Raw genomic sequence first — 24,402 nt, 5'->3', positions numbered from 1 at the left:
GGCGGACGCCGACCGGCATCGCGGTTCCTTAGAACTTGACCTCGACCGTGCCCAGGATGGTGCGCGGCGGGCCGTAGAAGCCGATGACCGAGTTGTTGTAGGTCGCGCCCGGGAAGTTGTAGCCGCCGATGCGATAGCGTTCGTCGGTCAGGTTCTTGCCGGTGAGCGAGAACTTGTAGCGCTGGTCCGGCGAGGTCCAGATCGCGGTCAGGTCCAGCAGGGTGAAGGCCTTCTGGTCCAGGGTCGGCAACGGCTGCTCGAACTGGGTGTACGAGCCGCGGTACGACACCGTCGGCGTCACCGAGACGTCGCCGCCGAACAGCTCATGCCGCCAGGTCACGCCCAGGCTGCCGGTCCATTTCGGCGTGTTCTGGAAGACGTACTGGTCGGCGACGTTGATGATGGTCTTGCTGACCGGGTCGTAGCGGTTGAACTCGTCGTACTCGGCGTGGATGTAGCCGAGGGCGAGGTTGGCGCTGAAGCCGGCGCCCAGCGCCGCCTGCCCTTCGAACTCGGCGCCGTAGAGGGTCGACGAGCCGGCGTTGTCGACCGAGCTGGCGATGCCGGACGGCACGGCGACCTGGGTGGTGACCTGCTGGTCCTTGTATTTCGAATAGAACACGTCGGCGGCGAACGACAGGCGGCGGTCCAGCGCCGTGCCCTTCAGGCCCAGCTCGTAGGCGTCGACCTTTTCAGGACGATAGCCGTCGATGGTCTGGGGCGTCAGCACCGCGTCGCCGCGCATGTCCCAGCCGCCCGACTTGAAGCCGCGGCTGTAGGAGGCGTAGGCGGTCAGGTCCGGGGTCAGCACGTAGGAGACGCTGAGGCGCGGGGTGAACTCCTCGAAGGTCTTGCGCGCCTGGGAATAGTTGGTGCGCAGCGAGAACACCGGCCGCGCCGGGCCGCCGAGGATCGGCGTCTTGACCGCGCCCAGATAGTAGGCCCGGTAGGTGCCGCCGCGCTTCTTGTCCTGGGTGAAGCGGCCGCCGACCGAAACCTTCAGCCGGTCGGTGACGTCGAAGCTGAAGTCGGCGAAGGCGGCGTAGCTGACCGTGCTGACCTTGCCGGCGTCGGCGATGGCCAGGCCGAGATTGCCGGCGATGGTGTCGAAGGCCCCGGCGGCGAAGCCGTTCAGGTAATAGAGGCCGGCCACGCCCTGCACCCGGTCGGCGGTGTAGAGCAGCTGCAGCTCCTGGGTGAAGGTCTCGTCGCGATAGACCGCCGGCACGTCCAGCGTCGGCAGCGGCGTGCCGTCGAAGTCGATGTTGGTGGTGGTGTGGCCCTTGCGGTTGGCGGTGATCGACTTCAGCGTCACCGTGTCGTTGACCTTCCACTGCGCCAGCAGCGACAGGCCCTCGGTGGTCACCTTGTTGGCGTCGCCGAGGCCGGCCTGGGTGTCGTAGACGTCGCCCAGCACCTGATAGCCGCCGACCAGGGCCGGCAGTTCGCGGTGGCCGTGGCGGGGGTTGGAGTCGTCCTGCACCTTGTCGTAGGCGGCCCGGAAGAACAGGTCCTCGCTGGGCGCGTACTCGACGCTCAGGCGGCCGGCCTTGACGTCCTTGTTGTACTGGTCGGCGCCGGTGGTCAGGTTCTTGCCGTAGCCGTCGTGGTTGTAGATGGCGATCGCGCCGCCGACCGACAGGCCGCCGCCCAGGGGCGCCTTGCCCGAGACGATCAGGTCGCGCTCGTTATACGAGCCGAGCGTGCCGCGCAGCTTGAGGCCGGCCTCGTCGCCCAGGCGGTTGGTGACGTACTTGACCGCGCCGCCGATGGTGTTGCGGCCGTAGAGCGTGCCCTGCGGCCCGCGCAGCACCTCGATGCGGCTGACGTCGAAGATGTCGAGCACGGCGCCCTGCGGGCGGGCGACATAGACGTCGTCGAGATAGAGGCCGACGCCGGGCTCGAAGCCCCACAGCGGGTCCTGCTGGCCGATGCCGCGGATGAACGAGATCAGCGTCGAGTTCGAGCCGCGGGCGGTCTGCAGCGTCAGGTTCGGCGTCGAGCGCTGAAGGTCGGTGATGTCGGAGGCCCCGGCCCGGCTCAGCTTCTCGGCGCTGAAGGCGCTGACCGCCACCGGCACGTCCTTGAGGCTTTCCTCGCGGCGGCGGGCGGTGACCACGACCTCCTCGACCTTGGTCGAGTCGCCGGCGGCGACGGGAGCCTGGGCGGCGGCGACGTCGGCGACCACGAACCAGGCCGCGCCCGCCAGCAAGGCGGACTTCCAAAGCATGCTCATCGATTTCCTCCCACGGCCCCGCTTCCTCCCCCATTGGCGGTGCGCGGCCCGACTTTTATTTCGACTTGCCGTCCTTGGCGCATGGCCCCGGACACATTGCGACAATCCATGTGTCAGCGTCGCAACGGAAGAGCCTCCGTGCGCTTCTCCACAGATTTTCATCAAATGATGAAATGGCGCCACACCCGCAGAAAGGGCTTTTCGGCGATACGGCGCCGTTAATTCATCAGCGCACGATCAATTGTTGCGGCGTCAGGCCGGCAGGCTGGGCGTATGCCGCTCGACCACCGTCAGCAGGCCGGCGGCGCAATAGGCCGACAGCCGCTCCTTGACGGCGGCGATGTCGCTGGCGTGGCACAGCCCCTTGGACAGCAGGTCGATCCGGCCGGTCTCGGACACCGCCAGCATCATCGAGCCGGTGAGGAACTGGTAGCCCCAGAACAGGTCCTCGTCGCGGGCGTGCGGCAGGGCCTTGCGCAGCACGGCGATCAGGCGCTGCACCACGGGGTCGAAGAACCGGGTCATGGTCTCGCCGCCCCAGGCCGGCGTGTTGTTCACCTGGGCGACCAGGGCGAAATAGCTCTTCCAGCCCGCCCCGCCGGTCAGCGAGATGTCGAGCAGCGGGTTGATGAAGGCCTGGATGGCGCCCTCGACGGTGACGGCCCCGGCGTGGGTCTTCTCATAGGCGTCGAGCGAATCCAGCCGCACCTTGTTGAGGATCTCGGCGCGACGCAGGAAAACCGCGTCGAACAGGCCGCTCTTGGCCCCGAAGTAGTAATGGATCAGCGCCACGTCGACGCCGGCCTCGAACGCCACCTGGCGGGTGGTGACGCCATAGAAGCTGTGACGGGCGAACAGGCCCTCGGCGGCGTCGAGAATCTTCTGGCGCAGGTCCGGCCCCTTGGCCGACTTCGGCGGGCGGCCCCGCGCCGGGGCCGGCCTGCGGGGCTGGGTCTTGTTGTCGGTCATGTCGCCGCCGGAGATTTGCGCCTTTGCGCACATATCCCCGGTCGGGCGCGCGGCTCAACCGCCGAATCGCGCGCGCCCTGCCGCCGGGCTCATCCGCGCACGAAGTTTCCGTGGAAGCTGACCGGCAGCGCCGCCTCGGCGCGCAGGGAGCAGACCGGCCCGTCGGCGACGCGGCGGGCGTCGAAGACGTGCAGTTCGCTGGCCTTGGCCTTGAGGTTGAGGGTGGTTCCGACCAGCCAGCCGTCGAACGCCGCCGATCCGCCCGGCCGCGGCGCGAACACGAACTCCTCGACCAGATGGTCCAGGCCGAAATCGAAGGCCTGGGCCTTGCCGCCGCGCCAGTCGCGCGTGGCGATCCCGCGCGACAGCGGCCGGCCGGGTTCGATCACGGTGTGGACGGTCATGTTGCCGGCGAGCCCGGCGTAGCGCGGATCGTTGCGCGGGAACTCCGCGGCGTCCGAGGTCTGCTCCAGCCGGGCCTTGCCGTCGGCGCCGAGCGTGACGAGGGCCAGGCGCGGGGCCGGACCGCCGGAGGCCTCGCCCGACAGCAGCTTGGCGGCGCCGGTGACGGCGAAGCTGGGGTCGGGGTCGATGCAGGCGTCGAAACGGATGGTCCCGTCGGCCTCGGCCCAGGCGTCGCCGAGATGGAAGAAGAAGAAGGGCGGCAGCTCGAACACCCGGCGCTTGTCGAGGTCGGCCTTGTCGATCACCACCACCTGGGTCCCCTGCTCCGGACGCCAGGCGAAGCCGCTGTTGAACGGCATGGCCATGCGCTCCTGCACCCAGGGCTGCAGCACGAAGATCAGGTGGCGGTCGGTGGCGGTGAAGTCGTGGATGTAGCTGGCCCGGGGCAGCTTGACGATACGGGCGTCCTCCAGCGCGCCCTGCGGCGACAGCCGCCACACGACGACCTGGTCGCGCCACCATCCGAAGTTCCACAGCCGGCCCGACGCCTCGCGGCGGGGGTGGGCCGAGAAGGGCATGGACTTGAGGTCCTGGCGCAGCACGGCGAAGCCCTTGGTCTCCAGGCTGACCGGATCGAGCGCGGCGGGCGAGCCGCCCTCCCACAACGCCCACAGCGCGTCGCCGACGCGGATGACGCTGGTGTTGGCGGCGTTGGAGTCGTCAGGCCCCTCCAGCTGGGAGCCGGGGGCGGCCTTGGTGCCGAAGCCGGGCATGACGCAGGCCTTGGCCGACGTCTCGATGCGGCGCTTGGGCGTGTCGACGAACCGGGCGGCCAGGGTCGCCTCGCCGCCGGCCAGCGTCCAGGCGCGGACCATGCCGTCGCCGTCGAACCAGTGGCCGACCGAGCGGCCGGGGCGGCGGAACTTGGCGGGGCCGTTGCGATAGAGCGCGCCCTCCAGGCCGGCGGGCAGGCGCCCGTGCAGGCGGCGCAGCTTGTGCGGGGCGACATCGTCCTCGACGTCGGCCAGGCCCAGGGTCCAGGGCGCGGTCGCCTGGGCGTAGACGCGGTCGGGATCGAACCAGGCCGCGGCGGCCAGGCCGGCGCCGGCGGCGGCGCCCAGGTTGAGGAAGGAACGGCGGTCCATGGCGTCGGGTCTCCGGCGGCGTTGCGGTCGATGTCTGCGGTCAGTCGATGTGGATGGTCTGGACGTTGTCGCCGGCCTTGACCTCGAAGGCGGCCGCGTCCCAGGACGCCGGCCCCATCATGCCCTTGGCGTCGTTGGAGAAGGCGAACGGCTCGGTGGGGATGCCGAAGGGGTTGAGGCCCATCTTCCCGTCGCCGTCGAGGTCGTGGAAGACCCTGATGGCGTAGCGGCCCGGCTTGAGCCCGGGCAGGCGTTCCTCGATCGTCGCGCCGTCGGCGGCGACGGCGAAGGCGCGCACCGCCTCGCCCTTACCGTCATAGGCGGCCTGGCTGTCGAACAGCACGCCCATCATCTTGCCCTTGTGCGCCTTCACCCCGGCGAAGGCGACCGTCAGGCTGGCTTCCTGGGCGGCGGCGGCGGTCGCGGCCAGCGCGGCGATTGACAGGACGACGGCGAATGTCTTGATCGGGCGCATGGAGCGGCCTTCCGTGTTCGAGGGGCCCGGCGTGGCGATCCGCCCGCCGGGGCGACGACGAAAGGCTTAGAGGGGATCAGGTCGGCGTGCAGTCCAACATGCGTGAACGGACAGACCAACTGCGCAAGGCGGGACCCGCCGCCGTTCGCGCTTCGCCAGCGGCGGCCTTCCTGGCCCGCCGCGGCCGCGGCCTGCTGATCGCGTTGGTCGCCGCCGCGTTCATGACGGCGGTCGGCGCCCTCGGCAGCTACAGCATGCCCCTGCCCGTGCGGGCGGCCTACTGGTTCAGCCTGATGCTGATCGGCGCCGCCTGCGGCGAGGTCGCCTCCACCCTGGTCGAGCGCGGCGGCTGGATGGAGGAGCATCCCTTCCTGCGCGGCCTGGCCATCGCCGCCGGCCTGACCGTCCCCGTCACCGTGATCGTCTGGGCGATGACCACCTTCGTGTTCGAGGGCTCGCGGCCGAGCCTGCCGCGGCTCTTGTGGCTGGCCGCGCCGACCTTCCTGATCACCAGCGCCATGACGGCGCTGAACTACGCCACCGAGCGCCGCCCGCGCGAGACCCACGCCGCCCCGGAAGGCGCCGCCCCGCCCCGCTTCCTCGACCGCCTGCCGGCCAAGCTGCGCGGCGCGGCGGTGTTCGCCGTCGAGGCCGAGGACCACTATCTGCGCCTGCACACCAGCAAGGGGCAGGACCTGATCCTCATGCGGCTGGCCGACGCCGTCACCGAGCTGGAGGGGGTCGAGGGCGCCCAGACCCACCGCTCCTGGTGGGTGGCCCGCTCGGCCGTGGCCGACGCCCGGCGCGGCGACGGCCGCGCCACCCTGATCCTTCAGGACGGCGCGGAGGTCCCGGTCAGCCGAACCTACGCCAAGGCCCTGCGCGAGGCCGGCTGGTTCTAGGCCGCCATCGCCGGCGCCGGCGACAGGCAGTCCATGGCTTCGAGCGTGGTCCGCACCGCCGCGTCGAGGGGCGTGTGCGGCTCCTCGCCGAGCAGGGCCGCCAGCCGGGCGTTGTCGAGCCGCAGCGGCGCGCGCCACAGGTAACGCATCTCCAGCATCTCGCGGAACGTCTCGTTGAACGGCGCCAGGAGGCCGATGGCCGCCCACGGAACCGATCGGATCGGCGCCTCGGGCCGTCCGGCGACCCGGCGGACGGCCTCGGCCATCTCGACGCCGCGCTCCAGCCAGTGGCCGCGCATGTGGAACGCCGCGAACGGCGCCAGGACCTCGTCCAGCTCGATCAGCCGCGCCATGGTCTCGCCGACGTCGGGCAGGTAGGCCCAGGCGTGTCCGACCTCGAAGTCCCCCGGATAGCTGACCGAACGCACGGCTCGCCCCGGCGAGACCAGGCCCTGGCTGAACCAGTTGTTGGCGGCGTGCGGGCCGAAGAAGTCGCCGCAGCGCAGGACGACGGTCCGCACGCCGTCTTCCGCCGCCGCCCGCAGGCGGCGCTCCATCTCGACGCGGATGGCCCCCTTGCGGGTGCGCGGCGCCTGGGGCGCGCGCTCGTCGACCATCGGGAAGGTCTCGGGCCCGAAATTGTAGACCGTGCCTGGAAAGACGATGCGGGCCCCGGCGGCGCGGGCCGCGGCGATGGTGCTGTCCAGCATCGGCAGGACCAGGGCCTTCCAGTTGCGGTAGGCGGGCGGATTGGCGCCGTGGACGATGACCTCGACGCCCTCGGCGGCGGCGGCCACCTCGGCCGGGTTCATGGCGTCGCCGGCGACCCACTCGGCCCGTTCCAGGCCGGGCGCCCGCGCGGCGGCGGCGCTGGGATCGCGGTTGAGGGCGCGGACGCGCCAGCCGCGGGCCAGAAGGGCGCGGGCGGCGGCCCCGCCCACCCCGCCGGTGGCCCCGATGATCAGCGCGGTCTTGGGTTCGAGATCGGACATGGCGGCCTCCTGTGCTTGCCGATGTCGATCCTCGCGCCGGCGACGCATATAGAAAATTGTAGAAATTCCTGCGCCTGATATACAAATATGCATGACTGACGCCGCGCCGGCCTGGGAGCTCTGCCGATCGTTCCTCGCCGTGGCGCGGGAGGGCAGCCTGTCGGCCGCCGCCCGCGCCCTGGGCCAGACCCAGCCGACCATCGGCCGCCATGTCGCCGAACTGGAGGCCCAGCTCGGCGGCCTGGTGCTGTTCACCCGCTCACCGCGCGGCCTGCGCCCGACCGAGGCGGCGCTGGAGCTGCTGCCGCACGCCGAGGCGATGGCCGCCGCCGCCGCCGCCCTGGTCCGGGCCGCCTCGGGCGAGCGCGAGGCCGAACGCGGAACCGTGCGCATCACCGCCAGCGAGATGATCGGCGGCGAGGTGCTGCCGCCGATCCTGGCCGATTTCCGCGAGCGCCACCCGCGGATCGCCGTCGAGCTGGTGCTGTCCAACCGCACCGAAGACCTGCTGCGGCGCGAGGCCGACATCGCCGTGCGCATGGTCCGCCCGACCCAGGGCGCCTTGCTGGCCCAGAGCCTGGGCGACATCACCCTGGGCCTGCACGCCCATCCGCGCCACCTCGCCGCCCACGGCGCGCCGGAGGATCTGGCCGCTCTGGAGCGGTGCTCGCTGGTCGGCTTCGACGCGGAAACCCCCATCGTGCGCTCGATCGGCCAGGCCGTGGGCGCGTCGCTGAACCGCGAGATGTTCGCCTTCCGCGCCGACAGCGACCTCGCCCAGTACGCCGCCCTGCGCGCCGGGTTCGGCGTCGGCATCTGCCAGAACGGCCTCGGCCGTCGCGACGGCCTGGTCGCGGTGCTGCCCGAGGCGCTTAGCTTCGACCTGCCGATGTGGCTGGTGATGCACGAGGACCTGCGCGGCAGCCGGCGCATGCGCCTGATGTTCGACCACCTGGCCAGGGCCCTGGCGGTCTACATCCGGACCAGCGGGCCCTATCGCTGAGCGGTCAGCGCCGGCGCGCGCGCCAGTCCTCGCGGCTCTGGCCCCAGATGTCGATGGGCAGGCTCTCGAACGGCGCCGGCAAGGCGCCGGGACGCAGGCGTCGCGAGCCCAGGCGCTCGGCCACCTTCTGCGAAGCGACGTTGTCGGGATCGATGCAGTGGATGACCTCGGTCCAGCCGAGATGGTCGAACGCCCAGTCGATGGCCGCCGCCGCGCCCTCGGTGGCGTAGCCCTTGCCGGTGGCGGCCTTGTGCAGCCCCCAGCCGACCTCGGTTCCGGGCCAGCCCTCCGGGACCCATGGCCCCAGGCGGCCGACCCAGCGGCCGGTGTCCTTCTCGACCACCGAGAACATGGAGAAGCCCTGGATGGTCCAGGCCCCGGCCATGGTCAGGAAGCCGCGCCAGGCGGCGGCGCGGGGCTGGACGCCGCCGATGAAGCGGGCGGTGTCCTCGTCGGCCATCATCTCCGCCCAGCCCTCGAAGTCCTCCGGCGCGAAGGGCCGCAGGATCAGGCGCTCGGTCTCGATGACGGGATGACTCATGGGGAACTCCAAAAACGCAGGAAGGCCGCGGCGCCTGCGCCCCGCGGCCTTCCAAATCTAGGTCGGAAAGGCGCTTAGGCCAGGGTCGGATCGATATCCTTGCAGGCCTTGAGCAGGCCCGACACCGATTCCACCGACTTGGCGAACATCGCCTTCTCGTCGTCGTTCATCGAGAACTCGAGGATGCGCTCGACGCCGGCGGCGCCGATCACCACCGGCACGCCGACATAGAGGTCCTTCAGGCCGTACTGGCCGGTCAGGTGGGCGGCGGCGGGCAGGACGCGCTTCTTGTCCTTCAGGAACGACGCGGCCATGGCGATGGCGCTTTCGGCCGGGGCGTAATAGGCCGAGCCGGTCTTGAGCAGGGCGACGATCTCGCCGCCGCCGCCGCGGGTGCGCTTGACGATGGCGTCGAGCTCTTCCTGGCTCAGCCAGCCCTGCGAGACCAGCTCGGTCAGCGGCAGGCCGCCGACGGTCGAGTGGCGCACCATCGGCACCATGTCGTCGCCGTGGCCACCCAGGGTCCAGGCGTGGATGTCTTCCACCGACACGCCGGTCTTTTCGGCCAGGAAGTAGGCGAAGCGGGCCGAGTCGAGCACGCCGGCCATGCCGACGACCTTCTCGTGCGGCAGGCCCGAGAATTCGCGCAGCGCCCAGACCATGGCGTCGAGCGGGTTGGTGATGCAGATGACGAAGGCGTTGGGGGCGTGGGCCTTGATGCCTTCGCCGACGGCCTTCATGACCTTGAGGTTGATGCCCAACAGGTCGTCGCGGCTCATGCCCGGCTTGCGCGGCACCCCGGCGGTGACGATGCACACGTCGGCGCCGGCGATGTCGGCGTAGTCGTTGGCGCCCTTCAGCGCGACGTCCTTGCCGAACACGGCCGAGGCTTCGGCGATATCGAGCGCCTTGCCCTGGGGCGTGCCCTCGGCGATGTCGAACAGGATGACGTCGCCCAGCTCTTCGCGCGCGGCGATGTGAGCGAGCGTTCCGCCGATCATGCCGGCGCCGATGAGGGCGATCTTCGCGCGAGCCATGGTTGTCTCCGGGCTTTGGTTGCGGTGCGAAAAAGTCGCCCGGCGGTCTAGACCTTCGCGCGCGCGGGGGCAAGTGACCCCGGCCGCCCTCAGCCCTTCCCGGCCATCGCCAAGATCCAGGCCCGCACCGCCTTGTCGTCGTCCCGGTTGGCGCCCCACGGGACGTCGGGCTGGTAGACCTCCATGTCGCCGCGCGGACGGCCGCGATAGACCTTGGTCGCATGGCCGAACATGGCCAGGCCCGAGGGCGTCGGCCTGTCGGCTCGCTCCATATAGAGGCCGTCGCCGCCGGTCGGGCCGCCGGCGAACACCACGCCCGGCATCCGCAGCACCACGTCCGTGAAGTCCAGGCAGGCGCTGCCGCAGCGGCCGTCGGTCAGGAGGACCACCTTGGCCGGGAAAAGGCCCGGCCCCTTGGGCCGCTCGAAGATGCTGGCGGTCGCGGTCGCCGGGATCGACGGATCGCCCTCGCGCCACAGCGGCCTGCCCGCGGCGATGGCGGCGCCAAGCCCCTCGCGCACCGAGACCATCCATTTCGAGGCCGGCGACCCGACGCCGTACTGGGCGTCCATCTTGGCCTGGAGCCCGTCGAAATAGGCCTTGTTGCGGGGGCTGGCCCGCCAGTCCACGGCCGCGGCGTCCTTGGGCGTGGCGGCCGCCACGGCCTCGGGTCCCCACAGCGCCTCGACGATCATCTGCCCCCAGACCGACGAGCCGCCGCCGTTGCCGCGCGCGTCGAACACGATCAGCCGGCCCTGGCGCAGGCGCGGCGCCTCGGCCTTCACCCGCGCGACCAGCGCCTGGACGTCGGCGGCGCGGTCCTCGACCTGGAAGGTCGGCAGGCTGATCCAGGCCACGCCCTCGGCCGGCTCCTGCAGCGAAAACCACGCGGCGGCGGCGCCGTTGGTCACGGCGATCAGTTCGCGGACATAAGCCTTGCGGTCGGGCGGCGGCCGCCAGGCCAGCTTGAGGGATCGCGCCTCGCCGTCCGGCGTCCTGATCCGGCAGGCGGTCAGGCGCTTGCGGAACGGGTCGCCCTCGTCATTGAACAGGTGGGTCACGGCCCGCCGCCGGTCGTCGGGCAGGCGGGGGTCGAAGAACGCCGGAAAGATGTCGCGCGCCGTCAGGGCGTCGAGCGAGCGGCCGTCGCAGGACAGGATCCGGGTCCCCATCGCCGGCGCCGCCGGGTCGGCCTCGTCGCGAACCGTCACGACGTCGCCTTCCAGCCTGCGCGCGACCATGAAGCCCGGCCAGGACGGCGGCGGATCGGGCCGCTCGTCGAACCAGATCGCCGTGTGGGAATCGTGGAAACCGCCGGCGAAACGCATCAGGCCGGAGCGATAGCCCTGGTCGTCGGAAACCTGGCCGGCCCGGGCCCTGGCCTCGGCGTAGCCGGTCTTGAGCCAGGCGGCGAAGGTCGGGTTGGCCGGGTCCACCGGCCCCGGATGATCGGCGGCGACGGCGTCGCGGATGAAGTCGAGATCGGCGACATAGGCGGCGCGCCAGCCCTCCGCCGTGGTCGGCGTCCTCGCCTCCGCGGCCATGGCCGCGCTGGCGACCGCCACGGCCGCGAGCGAGAGCGCGGCCCGCAGGCCCGTTAAACCATGACGCAAGTCGGCCCCCTCATGACAACCCTGAGGTTTGGTAGCGGAGGCCGGGGCCAAGGGCCATCCCTTCCTTCCGTGACATGACGTCCCGTGGGCGCGAGGCCCCTTGGCGCGGGGGACGGCTCGCCGTTATAATCCTACAAAACCAGTAGGAGTTGAAACGCCAATGACGGGCCGCTCGCCACGTCGCAACGTCGCCATCGTCGGCGCGGGCTTTTCGGGCTCGCTGCTGGCCCTGCACCTCTTGTCCCGCTCGGACGGCCCCAAGGTCTTCCTGATCGAGAAGGCCGGACGCTTCGGACCGGGCCTGGCCTATTCCACCCGCCGCGACGAGCACCTGCTCAATGTCCGCGCCGGCAATATGAGCGCCTGGCCCGACCGTCCCTTCGACTTCCTCTACTGGCTGTCGGCCCGGCGCGGGGACGAGGCGGCCGACCCGGCCGCGTTCGCCAGCCGGGCGGACTACGGCGCCTATCTGCGCGAGCGGATCGCCGAGGCGGCCACCAGCGGCGCGGCGGCCGACCGGCTGGTGCTGGTCGAGGACGAGGCCGTCGCCGCCGTGCGCGACGGCGGCGACGGCCTCGTGCTGCGCCTGGGCATGGGCCGCGAGATCGCCGCCGACGCCGTGGTCCTCGCCTTCGGCAACCCGCCGCCCGCCGCGCCGGACGCGGTCCGCCGGGCGGCCTTGCCCAAGGAGCTGCTGATCGACGACCCCTGGCGTCCCGGCGCCCTGGACGGGATCGCCGCCGACGCCCCCGTGCTGCTGCTGGGCGCGGGCCTGACCATGGCCGACGTAGTCGCCGCCCTCGACGCCGACGGCCATCGCGGCCCGATCCTGGCCCTGTCGCGCCGGGGCCTCGCCCCCCATCGCCACGTCGGGCCGATGAGCGCCGAGCCGCCCCTGTTCGAACGGATCGAACGGCTGTCGACGGCCCTCGCCGCCTTCCGCCGGGCCGCCGCCGGGCGGGGAGACTGGCGGCCGCTGTTCGACGGCCTGCGCCCGGCCACCCAGGGGCTGTGGCGAAGCCTGTCGCCGGCGGAACGCGAACGTTTCCTGCGCCACCTGCGGCCGTGGTGGGACATCCACCGGCACCGGCTGGCGCCGGCCACCGCCGACCGGCTGGACGCCCTGCGCGCCGAAGGGCGGCTGCGCATCGCGGCCGGGCGGCTGGAGCACCTGGCCGCCGGCGGCGAGGCCGCGCGGGTCGAGGCCCGCTGGCGGCCGCGCGGCGGCCGCGCGGCCGAGACCGGCGCCTTCGCCCATGTCGTGGTCTGCACCGGTCCCGACAGCGACCTGCGGCAGGCGGAACAGCCCCTCCTGCGTCAGCTGCTCGCCCACGGCATGATCCGCCCGGACCCGTGCCGGCTGGGCCTCGACGTCGCCGAGGACGGGCGGGTGCGCGACGGCGCGGGCGTTCTCGACGCGCGCCTCTTCGCCCTCGGGCCGGCGACGCGCGGCGCCTTCTGGGAGACCACCGCCGTGCCGGACATCCGCGTGCAGGCCGCCGACCTCGCCCGCCGTCTGACCGAGGCGCTCGCGCCGGCGTGATCGACCGGCCGCCGAGACCGCTTTTCCCGCGCGCGTCCCAGGGCTAGAAGGCCGCTGTCGGAGGCGCGCATGACCAAGACCAACCCGGGCCGGTTCTTCGAGGATTTCCGCCTGGGCGAGCCGCTCGTCCACGCCACGCCCCGCACGGTCACCGTCGGCGACGCGGCGCTCTACCTCGCCTTCACCGGCGCGCGCCACGCCCTGTTCTCATCCGACGCCTTCGCCCGCGCGAGCGGTCTCGCCGCCGCGCCCGTCGACCCGCTGCTGGTGTTCCACCTGGTGTTCGGCAAGAGCGTGCCGGACATCTCGCTGAACGCGGTGGCCAATCTCGGCTACGCCGACGGCCGTTTCCTGGCGGCCGTCTATCCCGGCGACACCCTGACGGCGACCTCCGAGGTGATCGGCCTCAAGGAGAACTCCAGCCGCAAGACCGGCGTGGTCCATGTGCGCACGACGGGGAGCAACCAGCGGGGCGAGGCGGTGCTGAGCTATGTGCGCTGGGTGATGGTGCGCAAGCGCGACGAGACGGCCGTCGCGCCCGCCGAACAGGTTCCCGCCCTGCCCGAGGCCGTGGCCGCGCGGGACCTGGTCCTTCCGGCCGGGCTCGATCTTTCCCGCTACGACTTCGCCCTGGGCGGCTCGCCCCACGCCTTCGACGACTACAGGGTCGGCGAGCGGATCGACCATGTCGACGGCATGGCGGTCGAGGAGGCCGAGCACCAGATGGCCACCCGCCTCTACCAGAACGCCGCCAAGGTGCACTTCAACCAGTTCGAGCGGGCCAAGGACCCGTCGGGCCGCCGGCTGGTCTATGGCGGCGTGGTGATCTCGACGGCCAGGGCCCTGGCCTTCAACGGCCTGGAGAACGCCGGCCTGATCCTGGGGATCAACGGCGGCCGGCACGTCAATCCGTACTTCGCCGGGGCCACCCTGTTCGCCTGGAGCGAGGTGCTGGACAAGGCCGCCCTGCCCGGCCGCGACGACGTCGGCGCGCTGCGCCTGCGCCTCGTCGCCGCCAAGGACCGCCCGTGCGCCGACTTCCCCGACAAGGACGCCGAGGGACGCTATCCGCCCGAGGTGGTGCTCGATTTCGACTACTGGGCCGCGGTTCCCCGGCGCTGACATGGGCGAGCCGTTCTCCGTCGCGCCGGCCATCCTGGCCACTTCGGTCCCGCTGCTGTCGCTGGGCCTGTGCGAGGCCCGCCTGCAGAGCGACGCCCGCTATCCATGGATCGTGCTGATCCCGCGCCGGCCCGGCGCGCGGGAGCTGGAGCACCTGGGTCCGGCGGACCGCGCCCGCCTGATGGAGGAGACGGTGGCCGCCGGCCAGGCGGTGCGCGCCGCCGCCGCCGCCCTGGGTCGACCGGTGGAGAAGCTCAATGTCGGCGCCCTGGGCAACGTCACGCCGCAGTTGCACGTGCACGTCGTCGGCCGCCGCGTCGACGACCCGGCCTGGCCGGGACCGGTCTGGGGCCTGGGTGAAGCCCTCCCCTATCCGCCGGCCCAACTGGCCGCCGCCGTCGAGACCGCCGTCGAGGCCCTGAAGGGCCTGGCCCTCAAGGCCGGCGCATAGCCACGACCGCCCGGCGGCTCCCGTCGTCGAGGACGCCCCGCCAGGCCCCCGCCTGCGGCCCCGGCCGCAGGCGGACCCGCACCAGGCGGTCGCCGTCGCGAAAGGCGAGGATCAGGCCGTCGCCGCGCCGGCGGGCCGTCTCCAGCACGCCGGAACGCCCGGGCGCGGCCTCGGCGCGCCAGGCGCCCTGGAGCTGGCGCGCCTCCGCGGCGGGATCGGCCAGCTCAAAGCGATAGAGCCCGACGCCGCGAGGGCCCGCCAGCCGCCAGCCGCCGTCCAGCGGCCCGAACAGGCTCTGTTCGGCGGCCGCCGAAGCCGCCACCGAGGCGTCATAGGGCGCGGGCGCGGCTGCGCCCGCGCCAGCCAGCACGGCCAGGACCGCCGGCGCCGCGATGGCCAGGCGCATCGACCGCCTCCTCAGGCCGCCTCGGCCTCGGCGATGGCCTCGGCCACCGCCACCAGCCGGCGCGCCTGGGTCAGGTGCAGCAGTTCGGCCAGACGTCCCTCGACCTTGAGGGCCCCCTTGCCGGCGTTCTCGGGCAGGGCGAAGGCGGCGATCACCGCCCGCGCCCAGGCGACGTCGGCCGGCGAGGGCGAGAACACCCGGTTGCACACCTCGATCTGCTTGGGATGGATCAGCGTCTTGCCGTCGAAGCCGAAATCGACCCCCTGCTCGCACACCGCCGCCAGGGCCTCCATGTCCTCGATGTCGTTGGGCACGCCGTCGAGGATGGTCAGGCCGTGGGCCCGCGCCGCCGCCACCGACAGGCCGAGGGCGGCGTGGAACGGCTCGCGTCCGGGGGTCTGGCGCGCGCGCATCTCCTTGGCCAGGTCGTTGATCCCCATCACCCAGGCGGTCAGGCGCGAGGCCCGGGCCGCGGCGGCGACGCCGGGCAGGTGGAACAGCGCCCGGCAGGTCTCGATCATCGTCCACAGGGCGGTGTGGCGAGGGGCCGCATCGAGGGCGTTGTTGTAGGCGAAGACGTCGTCGGCGTCGCCGACCTTGGGCGCCAGCACCGCGTCGGGGCCGGCCTCGGCGGCGGCGCGCAGGTCGTCGCGGCCCCAGGGCGTGTCCAGGCCGTTGACCCGGATCACCACCTCGCGACGGCCGAAGCCGCCGGCGCGCACCGCCGCCACCGCCTGGGCCCGGGCGATCTCCTTGGCCTCGGGCGCCACGGCGTCTTCCAGGTCGAGGATGACCACGTCGCAGGCCAGGGTGCGCGCCTTCTCCATCGCCTTCAGATTGGAGGCCGGCATGTAGAGCGCGCTGCGGCGGGGGCGTGGCGTATCGGCGGGGGACATGCGGCGTCTTCCTCGGCTGCTGGATCGTCGGCCCCAGCCTAGAGCGTTCGGCCGGCGCTTGGCATCACCCGGCGACAGCCGTCGCATTCATTTTCGTCGGACGCGGCGCCGATGCAAAACCGTCGCGCCGTTTCGAAGAACCCGCTCTAGTATGGGGCCATGACCATTCGCTACGACGCCACGGCGCGCAACGTCCTGGGCGAGGAGTTGATCCCTTGCTCGCTCGACCCGGTGACCGGGTTCTTCCGCAACGGCTGTTGCGAGACGGGCCCGCACGACATGGGGCTGCACACGGTGTGTGCGGTGATGACCGCCGAATTCCTGGTGTTCTCGGCGGCGGCCGGCAACGACCTGTCGACGCCGCGCCCCGACCTCAGCTTCCCCGGCCTGAAGCCCGGCGACCGCTGGTGCCTTTGCGCGCCGCGCTGGAAGGAGGCCTACGACGCCGGGGTCGCGCCGCCGGTGGTGCTCGATTCCACCCACGAGGAGACCCTGGCCATCGTGCCGCTGGGCGTGCTCAAGGACTACGCCGTCGAGGCCTGAGACGGCCCCGCCTACGGCCGAGGCTCGGTCAGCACGCCGTAGAGGTCGGTGCGGCGGTCGCGGAAGAAGCCCCAGGCCGCCCGGTGCGTCCGCAGGAAGTCGAGGTCGAAGCTGGCGGTCAGCACGCCCTCGTCCTCGCGGTCGAAGCTGGCGACGAGGTCGCCGCGATGGTCGGCGATGAAGCTGGAGCCGTAGAAGACCTGACCGCCGCCGGCGTAGCCCTCCGGTCCCTTCTCGAAGCCGATGCGATTGGCGCCGACCACGGGGATGACGTTCGACACCGCATGGCCCTGCATGGCGCGCCGCCACGGGTCGCGGGTGTCGAGGCTGGCGTCGTGCGGCTCCGAGCCGATGGCGGTCGGATAGAACAGCACCTCGGCCCCCATCAGCGCCATGGCCCGGGCGGTCTCGGGGTACCACTGGTCCCAGCAGACGCCGACGCCCAGGCGGCCGAAGCGGCTGTCCCAGACGCGGAAGCCGGTGTCGCCGGGGCGGAAATAGTACTTTTCCTGGTAGCCCGGCCCGTCGGGGATGTGGCTTTTGCGATAGAGGCCCATCAGCGAGCCGTCGGCGTCGACCATCACCAGGCTGTTGAAATAGTGCGGCCCCTCGCGCTCGAAGATCGAGACCGGAATGACCACGCCCAGTTCGGCGGCCAGCGGCGCCAGGGCGGTGACGCAGGGATGCTCGCGCCAGGAATAGGCGTGGGCGAACCAGCGTTCTTCCTGGCTGACGCAGAAGTACGGGCCCTGAAACAGCTCCGACGGCAGGATCACCTGCGCGCCGAGGGCCGCCGCCTCGCGGATGAACTCGGCGGTCTTGGCGATGTTGGCCGCCATGTCCTCGCCGTACGAGGTCTGGATGGCGGCGACGCTGATGGTGCGGGGCATGATCAGACAGGCTCCTGCTGACTGATGCAGTGGAACGAGCCGCCGCCGGTGAGAATGGCCTTGGACGGCAGGCCGATCACCGCGCGCTCGGGGAAGATGCTCTTCAGCGCCTCGACGGCGAAGGCGCCGGCCTCGGCGTCATCATAGAGAGGCACGATCACCGCCTCGTTGGCGATCAGGAAGTTCATGTGGCTGGCGGGAACCACCTCGCCGTCGTGGTTTTCGATCCAGCCCGGCGAGGGCACGCGCACCACGGTCAGGGGCGCGCCGCGATGGCTCTTCATGCCGGCCAGCATGCGGGCGGTCTCGTCATAGACGCGGGCGTTGGGATCGCCCCGGCCCCAGGCGATCGGGCAGGCGACCACGCCGGGCGCCACGAAGCGCGCCAGGTTGTCGACGTGGCCGTCGGTATGGTCGTTGCGCAGGCCCTCGCCCAGCCACAGCACGGTCTTGGCCCCCAGGGCCTTGGCCAGGGCGGCCTCGGCCTCGGCCTCGGTCCAGCCGGGGTTGCGGTTGGGGTTGAGCAGGCACTGGCGGGTGGTCAGCACCGTGCCGAAGCCGTCGTGGTCCAGCGCCCCGCCTTCCAGCACGAAGTCGTTGCGGTCGAGCGGCGCGCCGGAAGCGGCGGCGATCTGCTCGGCCACCGTGTCGTCGCCCTCGAGCTGGTACTTGCCGCCCCAGCCGTTGAAGCGGAAGCCGGCCGCGCGCGGGGCCTCGCCGTCGAGGGTGAAGATCGGCCCGGTGTCACGCAGCCAGATGTCGCCGAACTGGCCGCGGACCAGCTCGACGCCGGCGACGCCGTCCAGCAGGCGGCGCGCCGCCGCCTCGGCCTCGTCGCCGCAGACCATCAGCCGCACGCGCTCGCCGCCGGGCCCGGCCAGGGCGCGGGCGAGGTCGGCCACTTCCTGCTGGGCGGGCTCCAGATCCTCCAGCCACAGCTCGCCGTGGCTGGGAAAGCCAAGCCACATGGCGCTGTGGTCGGACCATTCTGCGGGGACGATCAGGGACATGGGTGAGCCTTAATCACGGAACGGGCGCAAATGGGAAGGGGCGCCGGGACCGTCAACCACGCCGCCCCAAAAGAAAAGGGCGGCCCCCAAGGAGGCCGCCCTGATCCGCATCGCTTCGGCTGCGATCAGAACTGATACTTCAGGCCGACCTTGATGAACCAGGTCGAGCTCTGGTTGCTGACCGACACCGTCGGGTTCTGGGTCGACAGCTTGTCGTACTGGTAGAAGTTGCCGACGCCGGTCTGGCAGGCGCTGGCCGAGTACTGGCAGTTGCGCGCCTGGACGGCCCCGTAGGTGTAGGGGAAGCCGTATTGCTCCAGGATGCCCCACTTCTTGTTGATGAGGTTGCCCAGGTTGATGATGTCGATATAGGCCTTGAGCTTGGCGCCGCCGGGGAAGAAGGCCGGCAGCTCCTGGGTCAGGCGCACGTCGATGGTGGTGATGTCGCGCGACTTGAAGGCGTTACGCGGCGCGATCTGGCCTGAGTAGTTGATCAGGCCGGTCTGCTTCAGGAAGTTGTTGAAGCCGGCCACGTCGAACCCGTTCGCGTACTTGATGATCGGGTCGCTGGTGGCGGTGATGTTGCCGGTCGAGTCGGTCTTCGGGACATAGAGCAGCTCGGTGTTGCGGTAGCCGACCGAGCCGGACTCGCCGAACATGTAATCGTAGGCCGCGCCGCTGGTCAGCGTCGTCCCCGTCGGGGTGATCTGCTGGAAGGTGTAGCTGAACGGCAGACCCGCACGACGCTGAGCGAACAGGTTGATGGTGGTCTTGTTGTCGCCGAAGAAGGCGCGGGTGTAGCTGGCGGTGATTTTGGTCTGATACTCGATGTTGTAGTTCGAGACCGCCAGTTGCGGGTTGTTCCGCGACGAGATCGCCCACTGGCTGTAGTTGGACAGCGCCACCGAGCTGGTGCCCGGGTTGGCTTCCTTCACGTCCGAATGGGTGTAGGTCACGTCGAAGCCGAGGCCCTTGGCCCAGCCGTCGTTCCAATCCTTGCCGACGCCCAGGGCCCAGACCGTGCCGCCGCCCTTCTTGTCGTTGGTCAGCATCAGGTCGTAGCCGGTGGTGCGGCCAAGGCTGTTGGTGAAGCGGCCGACATTGTAGGTCGGCCGGCCGTCCGGAGCCGGGGCGCCCGGGTTCTGGATGGCCCACAGGTCGACCCAGGTCACCGCGTCCTTGGCTTCTTGGTAGAGATAGTCGCCGTGGACGCGCCAGTTGTCGCCGACGTAGGGCAGGTCGAAGACCTTCACGACGCCGATCGAGGCCTTCCACACCGACGGCGGCCGGAAGTTCGGGTCGAGCGCGTTGGTCACGCCCGTGCCGGCCAGGGTCGAGGCGGTGTTGGCCGCCAGGGCCGCGGGGTTGATGTTGAACCCGTCGACGCCGGTCAGGGCCGCGCCGCAATTGCTGCCGGTCGGCTTACAGGAGGCGCTGCCCAGCAGGTTGCCGGTGTTGGTGTAGCTGTTGGACAGCCAGACGTTCGGGTTGCCGCCCGAGAACAGGCCGAAGCCGCCGGTGACCGTCAGCGTCGGGTCCGGACGCCAGTTGAAGCCGAACCGCGGCATGATGATGTGCATGCCGTCGAAGTTGGCGGTGTTGGCGAAGCCGTACTGGTTCAGGAAGCGCTGGTTCAGGACCGGAACGGTGCCGTCCGTGTACCATTCGGCGCGCACGCCGGCGCGCAGGATCAGCTCGGGGATCGGCGTGAATTCGTCCTGGAAGAACAGCGCGTTGGTGCTGCTGTCCCAGCTGGCCGCGCCGTGCGCCGTGACGTTGTCGGCGGCGTTGGCGTAGGTCAGCGAACAGGCTTGGCGGCTCTGCAGGTTCTTGATCGCGTCCTTCAGCCCGCACGTGTTGTCGAACACGTAGGCGCCGGTGGCGTTTTGCACGAACTCGTTGAAGACGCTGAGGTCTTCACGCTCGTAGCCCGCGCTGAAGACGTGGTCGCCCAGCTTGTAGTTGACCTTGAACTTGTAGGCGTCGGTCTTGTTGTCGAGAATGTTGCCCTGGCTGGAGATGTCCGGCCCGAGGACGATCGAGGCGCCGGTCGCCAGCTTGACCTGGAACTGCGCGAAGCTGTTGCCCGCGAGCGGGGCGCGGATCGACGAGACTTCCTTGTGCGAATATTCCAGGGTCGTCGAGAGGTTGTCCGTCCACTGCGAATAGAGGTGACCGCTGTAGACTTCGAGCGTCTGGTTCAGGTTGTAGTACTGCGACAGCAGGGCCAGCTGCCCGGCCGTGCTCGACGTGCTGTTGGAGCCGCCGTTCGACAGCGAGACGCCCTCGTCGCGCTGGTACTCGACCACCGCGCGTTGGCGGTCGGTGATGTTCCATTCCAGCTTGCCGAAGTACTTCTTGTCGGTGGTCTGGATCGGTCCGGACGAGTAGCCGAGCGGGTCGAAGTTGTAGACGCTCTTCAAGATGCCCTGGACGTTGGTCACGTCGGCGACCGTGATGCCCGGGATCTTGTTGGCCTCGCTGCTGTCCGACGGGCCGAAGCCGCCAGCCGGAGACGTGTTCTGGAAGTCCTCGTAGCCGGCGAAGAAGAACAGCTTGTCCTTGATGATCGGCCCCGAAAGGGTGACGCCCCAGGTCCGGTCCTCGAACGCCTTGATCTTGCCCGACGAAGCCTTCAGGCCGGTCTTCGGGTCGATGGCGTAGCCGGTGAAATCGGTGCCGGCCATACGGTTGGAGTCGTACTCGCCGTAGATCGAGCCGTGGAACTGGTTGCCGCCGGACTTGGTGACGATGTTCATCACGCCGCCTTCGAACGCGCCGTATTGCACGTCATAAGGAGCGACTTCGAGGTTGAACTGCGACACCCAGTCCGTCGACAGCGGCGAACGCTGCGACGGATAGCCGTTCTGGTTCAGGCCGAAGTCGTCGGCCTGCTTGACGCCGTCGATATAGACCGTGCTGACGCGGTTGTTGGCGCCGGCGATGATCAGGGCGTTGGCGTTGGTGGGGTCCAGCGTCACGAAGGGGTTCCGGCGCGCCAGGTCCTTCAGGTCACGCTGGAACGAGGGCAGGGCTTCGACGTCCTTGGCCGTGAAGGTGGAGCGCGGCCCGGTCAGGGTCTCCTTCGGGCCCGCACGGCTGGCGGTGACCACCACTTCGGAAACCGCGCCGGCTTCCTCGCCCAGGGTGAAGTTCAGCAGGAGAGGAGCGCCGAGGCCGATGTCGCCGATCTGCACGGTCTTCTCGCCCGCCGAGCCCTTGGCGGTCAGCACGTAGGGGCCGCCGGGGGTCAGGTTGCGCACGTCGTAGGCGCCGGAAGCGTTGGTGACCGTCGTCGACGAAGTGTTCTGAGACGTGTTGGTCACGACCACCGTCACGTTGGCGATCGGCGCCCCCGCGCTGTTGGTGATCTGACCACGGACGCCGCCCGTCGTTTCTTGGGCGTAAGCCGCCGTCGACAAAACCATGGCGAGCGCGGTCAAACCCGCGCCGCCGGCGAGCTTCCTCATGGAAACCATCAAAAATCCCCTCATCAGCCCCAAAAGCGGCCCCTTTTCAGCGCGCTTTCGGCTTTAATGGACCCTTACCGGCCGTTTTGGAAGCGTTGGTGACTGAATCATGAAGGTTCGATGACAACGCCTCATAGGGGCTGGCTTTCGGGCGTAGATAAGCCATATGCGCAAAGGGTTTGTGCAGTGCGGCGCCGGCGCCACACAGTGTAACAAAACGCTTGGAACCGGTTGCGGACAACGCGGCCGACGGTTGGGGCGCGACGCTGAAACGCTTTGGCGCTAGACAAACCGGCCCGATCCTGGCGGCCGCCGGACGGGATGATGGTTGCGGATGGAACGAGGCATGACGGCGGACGGGATGGACGAGCGGCGCGCCTGGCTTTTCGCCGCGACGTTGATTGGCGTCCTGACCGTCGCCCGCCTGGTCACCCTCTTCGTCACCCCGATCGGGCTCTATCCCGACGAGGCCCAGTACTGGCTGTGGTCGCGGGTGCTGGACTGGGGCTATTTCTCCAAGCCGCCGATGATCGCCTGGCTGATCCGCGCCACCACCGCCCTGGGCGGCGACGGCGAGGCGTGGATCCGGCTGTCGGCGCCGATCCTCCACGCCGGCGCGGCCCTGGCGGCCTTCTCCATCGGCCGGCGCCTCTACGGCCCGTCGACAGGGCTGGCGGCCGCCGCCGTCTACGCCCTGATGCCAGGCGTTCAGCTGTCGAGCGGCGTCATCGCCACCGACGCTCCGCTGCTGCTGTTCCTAGCCCTGGCCTTGCTGGCCTATGTCCGCCTGCTGCAGGAGGAGGACGCCCGGCGCGGCGCGGCCTTCGCCGCCGGGATCGGCGCGGCCATGGGCCTGGCCGTGCTCAGCAAATATGCGGCGGCCTACGGCCTGGCGGGCTTCGCGCTGCACCTGGCCTGGTCGCCGGAGGCGCGCCGCGCCTGGCGGCCGGCGCGCATCGCCGCCGCCGCCGCCGCGTTCGGCGCGGCCCTGGCCCCCAACATGGTCTGGAACGCCCGCCACCACTTCGCCACGGTGGCGCACACCGCCGCCAACGCCAACTGGGGCGCCGACCGTCTGTTCAATCCCGGCGAGCTGGCCGACTTCGTCCTCAGCCAGTTCGCGGTGTTCGGGCCCGCGCCATTCGCGGTGCTGACCGTCGGCGGCGCCATCATGGCGCTCCGGCGCAGGCTGACGCCGGAAGACCGGCTGCTGCTGTGCTTCACCGCCCCGGCCCTGCTGGTGGTCGGCGTCCAGGCGTTCGTCTCCCGCGCCAACGCCAACTGGGCGGGGGCCGCCTATGTCGCCGGCTCGGTGCTGGCCGCCGCGTGGCTGGTCCGCTGGCGGGCCCGCGGGTGGATCGCGGCGGGCCTGGGCTTGCAGGCGGCGGCGGCGGCGGTGTTCATCGTCGGCTCGGTCTCGCCCAAGGCGGCCGACGCGCTCGGTCTCGGCAACGGCCTCAAGCGCGCCCGCGGCTGGTCGGAATCGACCCAGCTGATCGTCGACCGCGCCCGCCAGGAACAGGCGCGCGGCGGCCTGAGCGCCGTGGCCGTGGACAACCGCTTCCTGTTCAACGAGCTGGCCTATTACGGCCGGAACTATTTCCGCGCGCCGGGCGCGCCGCCCCTGACCATGTGGGTGCACGAGGCCCGGCCCCGCAATCAGGCCGAGGCGGAGACGCCGTTGACCCCGCCCGCAGGACGCCGGGTGCTGGCGATCAGCTTCGAGGACGGCTATCGAGCCGAGATGGCCCAGGATTTCGCCAGCACCGCCGGCGACGAGATCGCTCACGTGCGGCTCGACCGCAAGAACGCCCGCCGGCTGGAGCTGTTCGTCGGCGAGGACTTCCGGCCGCTGCCGCGCGATCCGGTCACCGGCCTGCCGCCGAAGCCGAAGAGCGCCCACTGACACCCCGGGGCCGCCCCGGCGAGCGCTAGACCCGCCGCTTGGGTTCCCCGAGGCGCGGCTCGGTCCCCGCCAGCAGTCGCCGAATGTTGGCGCGATGGCGCAAGATCACATAGACGCCGCCGGCGACGACCAACAGCCGATAGGGGACCGGCTGCTCCAGGGCGCAGACCAGGACGATCGCGGTCAGCGCCGCCAGCATCGAACCCAAAGACACCAGCCGGAAGACGGCCGCCGCCACGACGAACGCCGTCGCGGCGGCCAGGCCTACGGGCCAGGACATCGCCAGCAACACGCCAAGCCCCGTGGCGGCGGATTTGCCGCCCGTGAAATTCAGCCAGATCGATCGCCCGTGCCCAAGCAGGACGGCGAGACCGGCCAGACAGACGGCCCACGGCGCCCACGCTTGCAGATCATGCACGGCCGGCGCCTTGACGAGCGGCGATACCGGAAGCCAGGCGTAGAGCCAGCGAGCCAGGGCGACCGCCGCCGCGCCTTTCGACACGTCGGCCAGCAGCACGGCCAGGGCGGGCCGCCACCCCAGGGTGCGCAGCACGTTCGTCGCCCCGGTGGAGCCCGAGCCGCGCGCTCGGATGTCGAAGCCCCCGAGCAGTCTCCCCGCCAGATAGCCGGCGGGAATGGAGCCGAGGAGATAGGCGGCCGCCAGCAAGACCAGGTTCGCGATCCAGAAGGCCATGAGTTCACCTCGACGCCGGATATCGCGGAGCGATCGAACCTCGAACCCTTACGTCCCGATCATCCGCAGGCCTACGATAGGCGGCCGATCCCGGAGCGCAAAAGAAAGAGCGCAAGAAGAGAAAGCCCAAAAGAAAAGGGGCCCGGCGAACCG

Annotated in this window: 21 protein-coding genes; 7 read left to right on the top strand and 14 right to left on the bottom strand. The window is 70.8% G+C overall.

Annotated features, from left to right (window positions below; all coding sequences use genetic code 11):
• Positions 1-28 precede the first annotated feature (28 nt).
• From C5708_RS14715 to C5708_RS14700, 4 genes are all read right to left on the bottom strand, one after another.
• Positions 29-2,236 carry a TonB-dependent receptor gene (locus tag C5708_RS14715; RefSeq protein WP_242922304.1) on the bottom strand — a complete coding sequence of 736 codons (2,208 nt, stop codon included), beginning with the start codon at positions 2,234-2,236 and terminating at the stop codon, positions 29-31.
• A 252-nt stretch (positions 2,237-2,488) separates the two neighbouring features.
• Positions 2,489-3,205: a TetR/AcrR family transcriptional regulator gene (locus tag C5708_RS14710; protein WP_242922302.1), complete on the bottom strand. Its 717-nt coding sequence runs from the start codon at positions 3,203-3,205 to the stop codon at positions 2,489-2,491.
• 89 nt (positions 3,206-3,294) lie between these two features.
• A complete protein-coding gene (locus C5708_RS14705; protein WP_242922300.1) occupies positions 3,295-4,755 on the bottom strand; it encodes a carotenoid oxygenase family protein in 1,461 nt (486 codons plus the stop codon).
• 40 nt (positions 4,756-4,795) lie between these two features.
• The gene (locus C5708_RS14700; protein WP_242922298.1) at positions 4,796-5,230 is read right to left on the bottom strand and encodes a DUF2141 domain-containing protein; all 435 of its coding nucleotides are present in this window, start codon (positions 5,228-5,230) and stop codon (positions 4,796-4,798) included.
• A 98-nt stretch (positions 5,231-5,328) separates the two neighbouring features.
• On the opposite strand from C5708_RS14700, the gene C5708_RS14695 reads away from it, so the two are divergent.
• Complete coding sequence (locus C5708_RS14695) at positions 5,329-6,132, top strand: LytTR family DNA-binding domain-containing protein (protein ID WP_242922296.1); 804 nt, start codon at positions 5,329-5,331, stop codon at positions 6,130-6,132.
• Here C5708_RS14695 and C5708_RS14690 read toward each other — a convergent pair.
• Positions 6,129-7,124, bottom strand: a complete 996-nt coding sequence (locus tag C5708_RS14690; RefSeq protein WP_242922295.1) for an NAD-dependent epimerase/dehydratase family protein — start codon at positions 7,122-7,124, stop codon at positions 6,129-6,131. The genes C5708_RS14695 and C5708_RS14690 overlap by 4 nt on opposite strands.
• Before the next feature lie 91 nt (positions 7,125-7,215).
• Here C5708_RS14690 and C5708_RS14685 point away from each other — a divergent pair, with 91 nt between their 5' ends.
• A complete protein-coding gene (locus C5708_RS14685; RefSeq protein ID WP_242922294.1) occupies positions 7,216-8,127 on the top strand; it encodes a LysR family transcriptional regulator in 912 nt (303 codons plus the stop codon).
• Positions 8,128-8,131: 4 nt separating this feature from the next.
• Here the strand turns inward: C5708_RS14685 and C5708_RS14680 are convergent, their stop codons facing one another.
• The 3 genes from C5708_RS14680 to C5708_RS14670 all read right to left on the bottom strand — a co-directional run bounded on the left by C5708_RS14680 (position 8,132) and on the right by C5708_RS14670 (position 11,318).
• Entirely contained in the window at positions 8,132-8,668 is a 537-nt protein-coding gene (locus C5708_RS14680) for a GNAT family N-acetyltransferase (protein WP_242922293.1), read from the bottom strand.
• Positions 8,669-8,742: 74 nt separating this feature from the next.
• On the bottom strand, positions 8,743-9,705 hold the full coding sequence (gene mdh, locus C5708_RS14675; protein WP_242922292.1) for a malate dehydrogenase: 963 nt from the start codon (positions 9,703-9,705) through the stop codon (positions 8,743-8,745).
• A gap of 89 nt (positions 9,706-9,794) precedes the next feature.
• Positions 9,795-11,318 carry a S41 family peptidase gene (locus C5708_RS14670; protein ID WP_242922291.1) on the bottom strand — a complete coding sequence of 508 codons (1,524 nt, stop codon included), beginning with the start codon at positions 11,316-11,318 and terminating at the stop codon, positions 9,795-9,797.
• Positions 11,319-11,478: 160 nt separating this feature from the next.
• Between C5708_RS14670 and C5708_RS14665 the strand changes: the two genes are divergently transcribed.
• From C5708_RS14665 to C5708_RS14655, 3 genes are all read left to right on the top strand, one after another.
• The gene (locus C5708_RS14665; protein ID WP_242922290.1) at positions 11,479-12,861 is read left to right on the top strand and encodes an FAD/NAD(P)-binding protein; all 1,383 of its coding nucleotides are present in this window, start codon (positions 11,479-11,481) and stop codon (positions 12,859-12,861) included.
• Positions 12,862-12,930: 69 nt separating this feature from the next.
• The gene (locus C5708_RS14660; protein ID WP_242922289.1) at positions 12,931-13,983 is read left to right on the top strand and encodes a MaoC family dehydratase; all 1,053 of its coding nucleotides are present in this window, start codon (positions 12,931-12,933) and stop codon (positions 13,981-13,983) included.
• A gap of 1 nt (position 13,984) precedes the next feature.
• Entirely contained in the window at positions 13,985-14,434 is a 450-nt protein-coding gene (locus C5708_RS14655) for an HIT domain-containing protein (RefSeq protein ID WP_242922287.1), read from the top strand.
• Here C5708_RS14655 and C5708_RS14650 read toward each other — a convergent pair.
• Entirely contained in the window at positions 14,418-14,840 is a 423-nt protein-coding gene (locus C5708_RS14650) for a hypothetical protein (protein WP_242922285.1), read from the bottom strand. The two genes, C5708_RS14655 and C5708_RS14650, sit on opposite strands and share 17 nt — an antisense overlap.
• Before the next feature lie 11 nt (positions 14,841-14,851).
• Complete coding sequence (locus C5708_RS14645; RefSeq protein ID WP_242922283.1) at positions 14,852-15,736, bottom strand: CoA ester lyase; 885 nt, start codon at positions 15,734-15,736, stop codon at positions 14,852-14,854.
• A 159-nt stretch (positions 15,737-15,895) separates the two neighbouring features.
• Here C5708_RS14645 and C5708_RS14640 point away from each other — a divergent pair, with 159 nt between their 5' ends.
• Positions 15,896-16,279 carry a DUF2237 domain-containing protein gene (locus C5708_RS14640; protein WP_242922282.1) on the top strand — a complete coding sequence of 128 codons (384 nt, stop codon included), beginning with the start codon at positions 15,896-15,898 and terminating at the stop codon, positions 16,277-16,279.
• 11 nt (positions 16,280-16,290) lie between these two features.
• Here C5708_RS14640 and aguB read toward each other — a convergent pair whose 3' ends face one another.
• From aguB to C5708_RS14625, 3 genes are all read right to left on the bottom strand, one after another.
• On the bottom strand, positions 16,291-17,169 hold the full coding sequence (gene aguB, locus C5708_RS14635; protein WP_242922280.1) for an N-carbamoylputrescine amidase: 879 nt from the start codon (positions 17,167-17,169) through the stop codon (positions 16,291-16,293).
• Positions 17,170-17,171: 2 nt separating this feature from the next.
• Positions 17,172-18,179 (bottom strand): agmatine deiminase family protein, encoded by a 1,008-nt coding sequence (locus tag C5708_RS14630; RefSeq protein WP_242922279.1) that lies wholly within the window; start codon positions 18,177-18,179, stop codon positions 17,172-17,174.
• A gap of 125 nt (positions 18,180-18,304) precedes the next feature.
• The gene (locus C5708_RS14625) at positions 18,305-21,649 is read right to left on the bottom strand and encodes a TonB-dependent receptor (RefSeq protein ID WP_242922278.1); all 3,345 of its coding nucleotides are present in this window, start codon (positions 21,647-21,649) and stop codon (positions 18,305-18,307) included.
• Between the two features lie 346 nt (positions 21,650-21,995).
• On the opposite strand from C5708_RS14625, the gene C5708_RS14620 reads away from it, so the two are divergent.
• Positions 21,996-23,555, top strand: a complete 1,560-nt coding sequence (locus C5708_RS14620; protein WP_242922277.1) for a glycosyltransferase family 39 protein — start codon at positions 21,996-21,998, stop codon at positions 23,553-23,555.
• A gap of 25 nt (positions 23,556-23,580) precedes the next feature.
• Here C5708_RS14620 and plsY read toward each other — a convergent pair whose 3' ends face one another.
• Positions 23,581-24,249 (bottom strand): glycerol-3-phosphate 1-O-acyltransferase PlsY, encoded by a 669-nt coding sequence (gene plsY / locus C5708_RS14615; protein WP_242922276.1) that lies wholly within the window; start codon positions 24,247-24,249, stop codon positions 23,581-23,583.
• Between the last annotated feature and the right edge of the window lie 153 nt (positions 24,250-24,402).

It is taken from the genome of Caulobacter sp. CCUG 60055 (genome assembly GCF_022750545.1).
Lineage (GTDB): Bacteria > Pseudomonadota > Alphaproteobacteria > Caulobacterales > Caulobacteraceae > PUIC01.
Note: the sequence above shows the minus strand (reverse complement) of the source record. Positions and strands in the feature narration are given on the sequence as shown.